General features: G+C 54.8%; 11 protein-coding genes. 6 read left to right on the forward strand and 5 right to left on the reverse strand.

Annotation, left to right across the window (positions count from 1 at the left end; genetic code table 11):
• Window positions 1-284 precede the first annotated feature (284 nt).
• From pncA to ugpC, 5 genes are all read left to right on the forward strand, one after another.
• Complete coding sequence (gene pncA, locus AB4Y96_RS22005; RefSeq protein WP_091877892.1) at window positions 285-884, forward strand: bifunctional nicotinamidase/pyrazinamidase; 600 nt, start codon at window positions 285-287, stop codon at window positions 882-884.
• Window positions 885-1032: 148 nt separating this feature from the next.
• The gene (gene ugpB / locus AB4Y96_RS22010) at window positions 1033-2343 is read left to right on the forward strand and encodes a sn-glycerol-3-phosphate ABC transporter substrate-binding protein UgpB (protein ID WP_441919894.1); all 1311 of its coding nucleotides are present in this window, start codon (window positions 1033-1035) and stop codon (window positions 2341-2343) included.
• Between the two features lie 65 nt (window positions 2344-2408).
• Window positions 2409-3299 carry a sn-glycerol-3-phosphate ABC transporter permease UgpA gene (ugpA, locus tag AB4Y96_RS22015; RefSeq protein WP_091877894.1) on the forward strand — a complete coding sequence of 297 codons (891 nt, stop codon included), beginning with the start codon at window positions 2409-2411 and terminating at the stop codon, window positions 3297-3299.
• Between the two features lie 11 nt (window positions 3300-3310).
• Window positions 3311-4159 carry a sn-glycerol-3-phosphate ABC transporter permease UgpE gene (gene ugpE / locus AB4Y96_RS22020; RefSeq protein ID WP_091877895.1) on the forward strand — a complete coding sequence of 283 codons (849 nt, stop codon included), beginning with the start codon at window positions 3311-3313 and terminating at the stop codon, window positions 4157-4159.
• 6 nt (window positions 4160-4165) lie between these two features.
• Entirely contained in the window at window positions 4166-5236 is a 1071-nt protein-coding gene (gene ugpC / locus AB4Y96_RS22025) for a sn-glycerol-3-phosphate ABC transporter ATP-binding protein UgpC (RefSeq protein WP_441919896.1), read from the forward strand.
• A 59-nt stretch (window positions 5237-5295) separates the two neighbouring features.
• Here ugpC and AB4Y96_RS22030 read toward each other — a convergent pair whose 3' ends face one another.
• The 5 genes from AB4Y96_RS22030 to AB4Y96_RS22050 form a co-directional block, all read right to left on the reverse strand.
• On the reverse strand, window positions 5296-6078 hold the full coding sequence (locus AB4Y96_RS22030; protein ID WP_441919898.1) for a MetQ/NlpA family ABC transporter substrate-binding protein: 783 nt from the start codon (window positions 6076-6078) through the stop codon (window positions 5296-5298).
• A 29-nt stretch (window positions 6079-6107) separates the two neighbouring features.
• Window positions 6108-6773, reverse strand: coding sequence for a methionine ABC transporter permease (locus AB4Y96_RS22035; protein WP_441919900.1), 666 nt, complete (start codon window positions 6771-6773; stop codon window positions 6108-6110).
• Window positions 6763-7803: a methionine ABC transporter ATP-binding protein gene (locus tag AB4Y96_RS22040; protein WP_441919962.1), complete on the reverse strand. Its 1041-nt coding sequence runs from the start codon at window positions 7801-7803 to the stop codon at window positions 6763-6765. Before AB4Y96_RS22040 ends, AB4Y96_RS22035 begins: the two co-directional genes overlap by 11 nt.
• Before the next feature lie 1482 nt (window positions 7804-9285).
• Window positions 9286-10593, reverse strand: coding sequence for an O-acetylhomoserine aminocarboxypropyltransferase/cysteine synthase family protein (locus AB4Y96_RS22045; protein ID WP_091877898.1), 1308 nt, complete (start codon window positions 10591-10593; stop codon window positions 9286-9288).
• Window positions 10594-10806: 213 nt separating this feature from the next.
• The gene (locus AB4Y96_RS22050) at window positions 10807-11904 is read right to left on the reverse strand and encodes an NADH:flavin oxidoreductase/NADH oxidase (RefSeq protein WP_441919902.1); all 1098 of its coding nucleotides are present in this window, start codon (window positions 11902-11904) and stop codon (window positions 10807-10809) included.
• 107 nt (window positions 11905-12011) lie between these two features.
• On the opposite strand from AB4Y96_RS22050, the gene AB4Y96_RS22055 reads away from it, so the two are divergent.
• A complete protein-coding gene (locus AB4Y96_RS22055) occupies window positions 12012-12314 on the forward strand; it encodes an ArsR/SmtB family transcription factor (RefSeq protein WP_091877900.1) in 303 nt (100 codons plus the stop codon).
• Window positions 12315-12376 lie beyond the last annotated feature (62 nt).

Here is a 12376-nt window from a genome sequence, read left to right on the forward strand (position 1 = left end):
ATGATGAGGTTCCCTGGCTTGTCATACGGGGTCGGTGCCCCTTGCAACTGTTCGGGTGTCATCGAATGACAGGGCCTTGCTCACCATCGGACTGCAATGTCCGCTTGTCGAAACGGCATCCTGTCAATCGGTCCACGTGCCGGGAAAGGGTACGTGGACCTCTTCACATTATACCATCTCTAACAGACAAGCTTGTCGAACCACGAACCCCACAATCACCACCCGAGTTGACGACATTCTCCGATTGGCGATACTTACCGTCTCCAGGCAATCGGAGAAGTGAAATGGCCAAGGATGCACTTGTTGTTATCGACGTGCAGAATGATTTTTGCCCGGGCGGTACGCTGGCAGTGGATGGCGGCAACGAGATTGTTCCAATCATCAACAAGCTGATCGTCCGGTTCGATCATGTCATCCTCACGCAGGATTGGCATCCTGCGGGCCACTCCAGTTTTGCCTCCACCCATCCCGGCAAGGCCCCCTTCGATACGATCAAAATGCCCTATGGTGACCAGACCCTATGGCCCAATCATTGCATTCAGGGCACACCGGGCGCCGAGTTTCATTCCGATCTGCACTGGACCAAAGCTGAACTCGTCATTCGCAAGGGTTTCCGCCCGCACATCGACAGCTATTCGGCTTTTTTCGAAAATGACCGCAAGACCCCAACCGGGCTTGGCGGTTACTTGCGTGAACGCGGAATCACCAATGTGACCCTTGTCGGTCTTGCCACGGATTACTGTGTTGCCTATTCCGCGCTGGATGCCGTAAGCCACGGTTTTTCGGCTGATGTGCTGCTCGATGCCAGCCGTGCCATCGACATGGGCGGGTCGCTTGCCGCCATGGTCACAAAAATGCGCAATGCCGGTGTTACCCTGATCTGACCGGCAAAAAGTGAACAGCTGCGCATTTTTTCCACAGGCTCGGTGTCAGACTTTAGGCCAACGTTATAAAACTGTTGTTTCTCTGTCACATAATGAGGATAGTGCCCGTAAGCGCACTCTAGATGACGCCTCATTATGGGAGACACACATGACATTTCGCGGCACTTCGCTAAGCCTCGCATTCGGGCTTATCCTTGCATCCTCCACCTCATCTTTCGCCCTCACCGAAATCAGCTGGTGGCACGCCATGACCGGTGCCAACAACGAGGTTGTTGAAACCCTCTCCAAGGAATTCAACGAGAGCCAGAGCGAATACAAGGTGGTTCCTGTATTCAAGGGCACCTACCCCGAAACACTCAATGCAGGCATTGCCGCGTTCCGTGCCAAGCAGGCGCCGCACATCATGCAGGTTTTCGACGCTGGAACGGGCGTCATGATGGGCGCTGAAGGCGCTATCAAGCCGGTTGCCGACATCCTCTCCATGGGTGGCGCAAAGTTCGACAAGAGCCTCTATCTGCCTGGAATCGTTGCCTATTATTCCAAGCCTGACGGTACCATGCTGTCCTTCCCCTACAACAGTTCGTCGCCAATCCTTTATTACAACAAGGATATCTTCAAGAAGGCCGGGCTTGACGAGAACAATCCGCCAAAGACATGGCCCGAGGTTTGGGAAGCAGCCAAGAAGATCAAGACCAGCGGCGCGGCCAAATGCGGTTACACCTCCACTTGGCTGACATGGATTCACACGGAAAACTTTGCTGCCTGGAACAATATCTCCTACGGCACCAATGAAAACGGCATTGCCGGAACCGATGTCGAACTGAAGATCAATGCTCCGCTCTTCGTCAAGCATTTTCAGGAACTGGCCGATCTGGCCAAGGACGGTACATTCCGTTATGGCGGCCGCACTTCCGAAGCCAAGCCGCTATTCCTGTCGGGCGAATGCGGCATCTTCACTGAATCGTCAGGCGGTCTCGGCGATGTGGTCAAGTCAGGCATGAACTACGGCACCGGCCAGCTTCCCTATGATCCCGATGCCAAGGGCGCACCACAGAACACCACACCCGGCGGCGCCAGCCTTTGGGTATTCGGCGGCAAGACCGATGCCGAATATAAGGGCGTAGCAGCCTTCTTCACCTTCCTGTCGCGCACCGACATTCAGGCCCGCCTGCATCAGGTTTCGGGCTATCTGCCGGTTACGCTTGCCGCTTACGAGGAAACCAAGAAGTCTGGTTTCTACGATAAGAACCCTGCCCGCGAAATTCCAATCAAGCAGATGATGGGCAAGGCACCGACCGAGAACTCCAAGGGCGTGCGCCTGCCAAACCTGCCACAGGTGCGTGATATCGAGAACGAAGAGTTCGAAAACATGCTCTCCGGCAAGCAGACTGCCCAGCAGGCCCTCGACAATGCCGTCAAGCGCGGCAATGCAGCCATCAAACAGGCTAACGGCCAGTAAGCGCCTGTTCATGAACATCCCGTCCGCATTCCCAGCGGGCGGGATAATTTTCAAGAGGGGCAATCATGGCATCGTCAACGCGCGTCACTTTTCCAAATAAGTTTCTGCCTTATCTCCTGCTGGCGCCGCAACTCGCCATCACGATTGTCTTTTTCTACTGGCCCGCATCCCAGGCCATCCGCCAGTCGGTCCTGCGGGAAGACCCGTTTGGCCTGTCGACCCAGTTTGTCGGACTTGGAAATTTCAAACGTATCCTCAGTGACCCCAATTACCTGAACTCGCTTCAGGTCACGGTCGTCTTCTCCATCGCCACAGCCGTGATCGCCATGGGTTTTGCCCTGATGTTTGCCGTCATGGCCGACAAGGTCATCCGCGGCAAAGGCATCTACCGCACGCTGATGATCTGGCCTTACGCGGTGGCTCCGGCCATTGCCGGCATGCTCTGGCTGTTCCTGTTCAATCCATCCATGGGCACATTTGCCTATATGATCCGCTCTGCCGGATATAATTGGGACCCGTTGCTCAATAGCGGTCAGGCAATGCTGCTCGTGGTTGCCGCTGCCGCATGGAAGCAGATCAGCTACAACTTCCTGTTCTTTGTTGCTGGACTCCAGTCTATTCCGAAATCACTGATTGAAGCTGCCGCCATTGACGGCGCGGGTGAAACCAAGCGTTTCTGGACCATTGTCTTCCCGCTGCTCGCCCCGACGACGTTCTTCCTTCTGGTGGTCAACACCGTCTACGCCTTCTTCGACACGTTCGGCATCATCCACGCCGTTACGGGCGGAGGCCCCGGCAAGGCAACGGAGACACTGGTCTACAAAGTTTATAATGACGGCTTCGTCAATCTGATCCTCGGCGACTCCGCCGCGCAATCAGTCATCCTCATGGTTATTGTTATCGGTCTGACGGCGATCCAGTTCCGTTATGTCGAGCGCAAAGTTCATTACGGCTGAGGGGAAAAGACATGATCCAGAACAATCCCATCAGCCGTATCGTGGCCCATATCGTCCTGATTATCGGTATCCTGATCGTCGCCTTCCCGATCTACTACGCCTTTATCGCATCAACACAGTCGCTGCAGGACATTATGCGGCCGCCACTGTCGCTGCTGCCCGGCGGGCATTTCTGGGAAAACTATACAACGGCGCTTTTCGGCGGCATTGGCCGTATCGGCGGCGTCGGCGTCGGGCGCCTGCTCATCAACACAACGATCATGGCGCTGGCAATTGCCGTCGGCAAGATCATCATCTCGATCCTTTCGGCCTATGCCATTGTGTTTTTCCGGTTCCCCGGTCGCATGATCTTCTTCTGGTTGATCTTCATCACGCTGATGCTCCCTGTCGAAGTGCGTATCCTGCCAACCTATAAGGTCATGGTCGATCTCGGTCTCATCGACACCTATACGGGCCTTACGGTTCCACTCATGGCATCGGCAACGGCAACGCTGCTGTTCCGCCAGTTTTTTATGACCATACCGGGTGAACTGGTCGAGGCGGCGCGTGTCGATGGTGCGGGTCCATGGCGCTTCTTCAAAGATATCCTGTTGCCCCTGTCCAAAACCAATATCGCAGCGCTGTTCGTCATTCTCTTCATTTACGGCTGGACCCAGTATCTCTGGCCGCTGCTGATGACAAACCGCAATGACATGACCACCATCGTCATCGGTCTGCGCAAAATGATTTCCTTCGCCGATGCCGATACCGAATGGCATCTGGTGATGGTGACCTGCATTCTGGCCATCCTCCCCCCGGTTCTCGTCGTTGTCCTGATGCAACGCTGGTTCGTGCGCGGTCTGGTCGAAACGGAGAAATGATCTCACATGGCAAGTGTTGAACTTACAAATGTCCGCAAGGTCTATGCCGGAGCCGTCGAGGCGGTAAAAGGCGTCGACATCGCCATCAAGGACGGCGCGTTGTGCGTGCTTGTTGGTCCTTCAGGCTGCGGGAAATCGACGCTTCTGCGTATGATTGCCGGATTGGAATCGATCACTGACGGTACGGTCAAGATCGACAACAAGGTCGTCAATGATCTCGGACCGGCCGAGCGTGATATTGCCATGGTCTTCCAGAATTATGCGCTTTATCCGCATATGAAAGTCTACGACAATATGGCTTACGGGCTGCGCAACCGCGGCATGCCGAAGGATCAGATTGACAAGCGTGTGCGTGAGGCAGCCGCGACCCTCGAACTCACGCATCTTCTCGAGCGCCGCCCGAAGGAACTGTCAGGTGGTCAGCGCCAGCGCGTGGCCATGGGCCGTGCCATCGTACGCAACCCGAAAGTGTTTCTCTTTGACGAGCCGCTTTCTAATCTGGATGCCAAGCTGCGCGGTCAGATGCGTGTCGAAATCAAGAACCTGCAGCGCCAGCTCGGCGTGACCAGCGTTTATGTCACCCATGATCAGTTGGAGGCGATGACGCTCGCCGACATTCTTGTGGTAATGAATGCCGGTGCCGTTGAACAGATCGGCGCACCACTGGATATCTACGAAAAGCCTGCCAGTACATTCGTGGCAAGCTTTATCGGCGCACCGCCAATGAACCTTATTCCGGTGACATCAGACGGTTCGGGATTGATCCTGAAAGACGGCACCCGGATCGGGGCGCAGGGTCTTGCGGTGACCGACAAGGACGCAATCATCGGTTTCCGTCCGGAAGATCTGGAAGTTGCCACCGGGACCGAGTCGCATGTTGGCGGTCTTTTGCTTGACCTCAAAGTGCTCGGCGTCGAGCCTGTCGGTGCGGAAAGCTATGTCTATGGCATTATCGGCGGCGAACGGGTTGTCGTCCGGGTTGCGGGTCGTTCGGTATCAAAGCCCGATGATCATCTCAGGGTCATCATCCCCAAGGAAAAGCTGCACCTTTTTGGCGGCAACGGGAAACGTCTTTAAGGCGTTTTAGAGAGATCACTCCCCTCTACCATCAAGGCAGAAGGGAGTGAGATTATCATTTACCAGGCTGGAACAGCAGCACCCTTGTACTTGTCGAGGATGAACTGCTTGACCGGGTCGGAATGGTAGGATTCGATCAGCGTCTTGACCCAAGGCTTATCCTTGTCGGCTTTACGAACGGCGATCAGATTGACGTAAGGCGCCTTTTCGCCTTCCTTCAGGATCGGGTCCTTCATCGGGTCAAGGCCAGCTTCCAGCGCATAATTGGTGTTGATCGCGGCGGCATCGACATCATCGATCGAACGCGGCAGCTGGGCTGCATCGAGCTCGACGAACTTGAAGTTCTTCTTGTTCTCGACGATATCGGCAAGCGTTACCTTGAGGCCGGAACCTTCCTTCAGCTTGATGACGCCCTTGTCCGCGATGATGAGCAGCGCGCGGCCGCCATTGGTCGGATCGTTCGGAATGGCAATGGTCGCACCATCGGCCAGTTCATCAAAGCTCTTCACCTTCTTCGAATAAACGCCCATCGGAAAATTCACCGTATAGGCGACATCAACCAGATCAAATTTGCGGTCGGCAATCTGGTTGTCGAGATAGGGCTTGTGCTGGAACGAGTTGGCACCAAGCTCACCATCATTAAGCGCCTGATTGGGCACGACATAGTCGGAAAATTCGAAAATCTCGATATCAAGACCCTTGGGCTTGGCGATCTCCTTGACCTTTTCCATGATCTGCGCGTGTTCGCCGGGCGTTACGCCAATCTTGATCGTTTCGGCAAACGCACTGGTCGCGCTGAGAATTGCCGCCAGCGCAGCTGTGGCGAGGATTTTCTTCAACATTTTACTCTCCTGTTTTAACAAAACTCAATTCAGCGGGGACGAATGCGCTTGTCGAACTGCCGCGCCAACCGGTCGCCAGCGCTTTGGACAAGTTGAACAAGCACGATCAACACAAGAACCACGATTGCCATCACGTCAGGCATGAAACGTTGATAGCCATAACGGATGCCGAGATCGCCCAGACCTCCACCACCAACGGCGCCGACCATGGCTGAATAACCGATGAGGCTGACAATGGTCAGTGTTAACGCCGATGCAATACCGGGCCGCGCTTCCGCCAGCAGAACCTTGAACACGATCTGAACCGGGCTTGCCCCCATAGCGCGGGCCGCTTCCGTCAATCCCGGATCGACCTCGCGGATCGCCGATTCAACCAGCCGCGCGATAAAGGGAATGGTTGCAATGGTCAGCGGAACAATAGCCGCCGTCGTGCCGATTGAGGTTCCGGCAATCATCCGCGTGAATGGGATAATGGCAACAACGAGAATGATGAAGGGCGTCGAGCGCGCGGCATTGACGATAAGCCCCAGCACCTTGTTGACCGAAGGCGCGGCAAACAGCTCGCCCCGCTCACTGGTCGCCAGAAAAACGCCCAGCGGAATACCAAACAACGAACCAATGAAGCCGGCCACTGCAACCATATAAAGCGTCTGGCCCATGGACTTCAAAAGCAGTGCGAAAATATCAGCGGACATAACCGACAACCTCCGATGACAGGCCATGATCGGCGAGAAAGCGTCGGGCCTCGACTATCCTTGCCTCATCCGCCAGCAATGAAACAACCAGCATACCAAAAGGACGACCGGCAATCTCGTCAACCGCACCCGCCATAATATTGACCTCAATACCAAGATCGCTGCCGAGCCGTGCAAGCATAGGCTCTGTCGCATTCTCACCCTTGAAGATGATGCGAAGAATCGTTCGCAGACCCGGTTCCGGCTCTTCCACCATCTGCCGCGTCAGAAACTCCGGCAGGTGCAGACCTGCGAGACCGCCGAGCAGCGAACGTGTGGTTGCATGGGTATGGCCGGTGAAAACATTAAAAGTCGGTCCCTGCTCGACAATGCGCCCGCCATCGATCACTGCCACATGATCAGCGATGGTTTTGATCACTTCCATCTCGTGGGTAATCAGAAGAACCGTAAGGCCAAGCTCCCTGTTGATCGTCTTGAGCAGGGCAAGAATGGAACGTGTCGTTTCCGGATCGAGCGCCGATGTCGCCTCATCGGACAAAAGCAGTTTTGGTTCCGTTGCCAAAGCACGGGCAATACCAATGCGCTGCTTTTGCCCTCCTGAAAGTTCGGATGGGTAACGGTTGCGCTTGTCTGAGAGACCAACAAGATCAAGCAGCGGTGTCACGCGCTTTTCAATAGTCTGTCTATCGATACCGGCGATCTCGAGCGGCAGCGCAATATTGTCGAACGCTGTGCGCGACGAAAGCAGATTGAAATGCTGGAAGATCATACCGATTGAGCGGCGCACGTCTCGCAAGCTTTTCTCGTCAAGCTCGGCAATGTTCACGCCATCCACAATGACGCGGCCCGCGGTGGGTTTCTCCAGCCCGTTGACCAGCCGGATCAATGTGGATTTGCCCGCACCGGAGCGCCCGATAATGCCTGTCACGGAACCGCGCGGGACCGTGAGATCAACACCATCCAGCGCCGCGACTTCCGCGCTGGTGCGCCCTGCAGCAAACCGCTTGGAAACACTGTCAAACACCACCATGGGATTTGCCGCTTCGGCCAACCCCTTGTCAGCAGCCTCTCCCGTCTTTTGTACCAACGTTGTCATACTCATTTGCGCTGCACTTGCAGCCGCCCTGTTGTCTGTTTGCGCCTGTCTATACCGATCAGGTCGAGATTTCGATAGGGCCTGCGGACAAGCATGAACATTTTCGACGGAAGAAATATTGATTTCATCGAACTGTGGTCTGAATTGTTCTCATGAACAACGCAGTTTTCTTGCCACTTTAGTTATAAATAACTATTAAAAACAACCACTTACCTCACGAGATTCAACTCTGTATTTCTGGCAAGGCCGGATGAAAACAGGCAATGCATTTGAGCAGGCGTTCTACACGCAATCCGTTTGAGGGTGAAGCAGCACGCACCGAGCCAGCCGGTGTATCGAGAAGATGGGCCTCTCGACCGTGGCAACGGCCTTGCTCTCAAATCTGGAGGTGCTGGTATAAACCGTTTAGCGTCACGCTAGTTGTGAAAAGAACCCGGACCGGCTGGCAGCTGATGTTCCGGGTTCAATTCACTAGCTAGAACAGAGGGACGGGCGAAAGTCCGTCCTTCACTCCAGAACCTTACAACACCTCATCGGGAATTCCAACCAACCACAGGTTTCAGATCATACTTTCAAGTGGCATGAGATACCTTCAACTTTAGTTCCAAACTTCCTTGTTAGAACAACCGCTTACCTCAAAAGATTCAACTCTGCATTTCTGGCGCGGCTTCCAAAAAGCAGGCAGCGTTGAGCAGGCGTTTTCACGCACAATCCATTTGAGGGTGAAGCAGCACGCACCGAGCCAGCCGGTGTATCGGGGAGATGGGCCTCCCCGACCGTGGCAACGGCCTTGCCCTCAAATCTGGAGGTGCTCTATGCGGTATAAACCGTTTAGCGTCACGCTAGTTGTGAAAAGAACCCGGACCGGCTGGCAGCTGATGTTCCGGGTTCAATTCACTAGCTAGAACATAGGGACGGGCGAAAGTCCGTCCCTCACTCCAGAACCTTACAACACCTCATCGGGAATTCCAACCAACCAGAGGTTTCAGATCAGGCTTTCACACAGCATGGGTCACTTCAACTTTAGTTTCAAACTTCACTTTTAAAACAACCACTTACCTCACGAGATTCAACTCTGCATTTCTGGCGCGGCTTCCAAAAAGCGGGCAGCGTTGAGCAGGCGTTTTTACACGCAATCCGTTTGAGGGTGAAGCAGCACGCACCGAGCCAGCCGGTGTATCGGGGAGATGGGCCTCCCCGACTGCGGCAACGGCCTTGCTCTCAAATCTGGAGGTGCTCTATGCGGTACAAACCGTTTAGTGTCACGCTAGTGGTGAAAAGAACCCGGACCGGCTGGACGCTGATGTTCCGGGTTCAATTTACAAACTAGTCCGTGAGGGGTGGATGAAAATCCATCCCTCACTCCAGAACCTTACAACACCTCAATCATATTTCCAACCAACCAGAGGTTTCAGATCAGGCTGCAAGTGCAAGTTTTGATGCGTTCAGGCCACGCTCCAGATCGTCGAGGATATCGTCGATATGTTCGATGCCAACCGAAAGGCGAATATACCCTTCAGAAACACCACTTGCGCGTTGCTCGTCCGGTGAAAGCTGGGAGTGTGTGGTTGTGGCTGGATGAATGGCGAGGCTTCGCACATCGCCGATATTGGCAACATGATAGAAAAGTTCGAGCGCTTCGATGAATTTGCGCCCGGCCTGCAAACCGCCTTTCAGCTCGAAACCGACCAGACCACCGAAACTGCCGGAAAGGTATTTTTCCGCCCGTTCGCGATCGATCCCGCTCTGCTGGGATGGATGGATAACCTTGGCAATTTCCGGTCGCTTCGCCAGAAAATCCGCGACCTTCTTGGCATTTTCCACATGACGTTCGAGACGCAGCGCCAGCGTCTCGATCCCCTGTATCGTCTGGAAAGCATTAAAAGGTGAAAGCGCTGCACCGAGGTCACGCAACAGTGTCACGCGCGCCTTGATGATGTAGGCCACCGGACCAATGGGCTTGACGGCGTCTGTCCAGACCGCACCATGATAGCTTGGATCAGGCGTATTGAGCGCGGGCTGACGTTCCGGAAATTTCTCCCAGTCGAACTGGCCACCATCGACGATGATGCCACCGATGGAAGTGCCATGGCCGCCCAGATATTTGGTGGTGGAATAAACGACGATGGCAGCGCCGTGCTGCAAAGGGCGCGCAATCAATGGTGCCGCCGTATTGTCTACGATCAGCGGAATGCCATATTCGCGCCCGATGGCCGCAACTTCGGCGATTGGAAATACAGTCAGCTTCGGATTGGGGAGCGTTTCCGCATAATAGGCGCGGGTTCGCTCGTCCGTTGCGCGGCGAAACGCTTCCGGGTCTTGAGGATCAACAAAGCGCACTTCGATCCCTTGATCCTTCAGCGTATTGGCAAAGAGATTCCATGTGCCACCATAAAGATCGGTGGAGCTGACGATATTGTCACCTGAACGCGCAAGGTTCTGGACAGCAATCGCCGAAGCCGCCTGCCCTGAAGCAACCGCGAGTGCGGCAATGCCACCATCAAGTGCCGCAATGCGCTTTTCCAGCACATCAGTCGTCGGGTTGCCGATGCGCGTATAAATATTGCCAAGTTCCTTCAACGCGAAGAGATTGGCTGCATGTTCCGTATCGCGAAACTGATAGGATGTGGTTTGGTAGATCGGCACTGCCACGGCACCGGTTGCGGGATCAGCCCGCCAGCCGGCATGCAGGGCGATAGTCTCAGGATGCAAATGGACTGCCATGGTTTTCGTCCTTGTGTTGGTGACGGATTAATCACCTGTGACACTAGGAGAACTTCGAAAAGCGGGACACGCAGACTGTTTCTTATTTAAGCTGGTTCCGGCAATCCTATGCTAAAAACAGACTGGAATAATCCAATCCATGCCGGTGGGCCGCAAGCAAAGCCGGAAATGGAGAATTCCATTCCCGGCTTTACGAAAATCAATAATTTGAGATTACGCGGCCCGATAGCGTTCCAGCCAATGGGCATAGGGAGATGGCAAAACCCATGACGGCTTTTCGACACCAAGTTCCTTGGCGGCACGGAAAGGCCAATGCGGATCAGTCAGCAACGGACGGGCCAGCATGACCAGATCAACCTTGCCTTCCCGTACCAGCGCATCCGCTTCCTGCGGGGTGCTGATGTACCAGGATGTGGAGGCTGGCAGACCGGTTTCACGGCGAACCCGTTCTGCGACTGGTCCAAGGAATGCCGGACCCCATGGAATGCTGGTCTTGCCAAGCGAGAAGCCCATGCTGACATCGATAAAATCAAGGCCATTGTCTTTCAACAATTTGATAAGCTCAATGGCTTCGCTGAGCGTCTTCTCGTCCTGTCCATCATATTCGATAACGCCGAGGCGGGCTGTGAGTGGCAGGTTTTCAGGCCAGACAGCCCGAACAGCGCGAACGGTTTCGATCAGAAAACGGCTGCGGTTTTCAAAACTGCCACCATATTCGTCTGTGCGCTTGTTGGAGTGCTCAGACAGAAAACTCTGGGCGAGATAACCATGGGCGAAGTGCAGTTCCAGCCATTCAAAACCGACGGCAAGCGCACGCTTCGCGCTATCAACAAATGCCTGCTGTACCCGCTCGATATCAGCCTTGGTCATTGCGCGCGGAACCTTTGGAAGTCCTCCCCCATAGGCAACCGCCGATGGGGCGATAGTCTCCCAGCCCCGTGCGTCATCTTCGGCAATATGGTCATCGCCTTCCCATGGGCGATTGGCACTGGCCTTGCGTCCCGCATGGGCAATCTGAATGCCCGGAACGGCGCCCGCATCCTTAATGGTCTGCACCGCAGGCGCAAACGCCTTTGCCTGTTCGTCATTCCAAAGCCCGGCACAACCCGGCGTAATACGGCCTTCCGGCGAGACGGCTGTTGCCTCAACAATCACCAGCCCGGAGCCACCACGCGCCAGCCCACCGAGGTGAACGTGATGCCAATTGTTGATCACGCCATCATTTGCCGAATACTGGCACATGGGCGACACCGCGATTCGGTTACGCAATGTCACATCCTTCAAGGTGAAGGGGTCGAAGAGAGAGGCCATACTGTTACTCCGGTTTAAGAATCTTTGGCTCCACGCCAATCATATTTCTATAGTTCGATATAATTCGAACAATAGCAATACACAAAATTTTGTGCTAGGAAGAGTTTATGAGAGAATATCGTCACCCCCAGATCACCGAAGTGCAACTCGAGTCTGTGCTTTACGCCTTGAGCGACCCCATCCGCCTGTCGATTGTTCGACAGCTTGCGCGGGAGGGTGAAGCAAGCTGCGCAGCGCTTGAAAACGGGCGCCCGAAATCCAGCGTGTCGCATCATTTTCGCGTGCTGCGCGAAGCTGGCATTATCAAGACCCGCAATGACGGAACGTCCCGCATTAATGAGTTGCGCGATAATGAACTCGCCGAAGTTTTCCCCGGTTTGCTGCCTGCAATTCTCGCAGTGCGCAGCTAGGAGATTTCTGCGCGTCCAAAGGGAGCGAGCAACCAACTGTGAGCTGCTGGCGCCCGTAAGCA

It is taken from the genome of Phyllobacterium sp. TAF24, from assembly GCF_052113785.1.
Classification (GTDB): domain Bacteria; phylum Pseudomonadota; class Alphaproteobacteria; order Rhizobiales; family Rhizobiaceae; genus Phyllobacterium.

Coding starts and splice junctions, on each gene's coding strand:
- ugpA (WP_091877894.1), top strand. CDS start 2,409: ATGGCATCGTCAACGCGCGTCACTTTTCCAAATAAGTTTCTGCCTTAT.
- ugpB (WP_441919894.1), top strand. CDS start 1,033: ATGACATTTCGCGGCACTTCGCTAAGCCTCGCATTCGGGCTTATCCTT.
- ugpC (WP_441919896.1), top strand. CDS start 4,166: ATGGCAAGTGTTGAACTTACAAATGTCCGCAAGGTCTATGCCGGAGCC.
- AB4Y96_RS22030 (WP_441919898.1), bottom strand. CDS start 6,078: ATGTTGAAGAAAATCCTCGCCACAGCTGCGCTGGCGGCAATTCTCAGC.
- AB4Y96_RS22040 (WP_441919962.1), bottom strand. CDS start 7,803: ATGGTGGTGTTTGACAGTGTTTCCAAGCGGTTTGCTGCAGGGCGCACC.
- AB4Y96_RS22045 (WP_091877898.1), bottom strand. CDS start 10,593: ATGGCAGTCCATTTGCATCCTGAGACTATCGCCCTGCATGCCGGCTGG.
- ugpE (WP_091877895.1), top strand. CDS start 3,311: ATGATCCAGAACAATCCCATCAGCCGTATCGTGGCCCATATCGTCCTG.
- pncA (WP_091877892.1), top strand. CDS start 285: ATGGCCAAGGATGCACTTGTTGTTATCGACGTGCAGAATGATTTTTGC.
- AB4Y96_RS22035 (WP_441919900.1), bottom strand. CDS start 6,773: ATGTCCGCTGATATTTTCGCACTGCTTTTGAAGTCCATGGGCCAGACG.
- AB4Y96_RS22055 (WP_091877900.1), top strand. CDS start 12,012: ATGAGAGAATATCGTCACCCCCAGATCACCGAAGTGCAACTCGAGTCT.
- AB4Y96_RS22050 (WP_441919902.1), bottom strand. CDS start 11,904: ATGGCCTCTCTCTTCGACCCCTTCACCTTGAAGGATGTGACATTGCGT.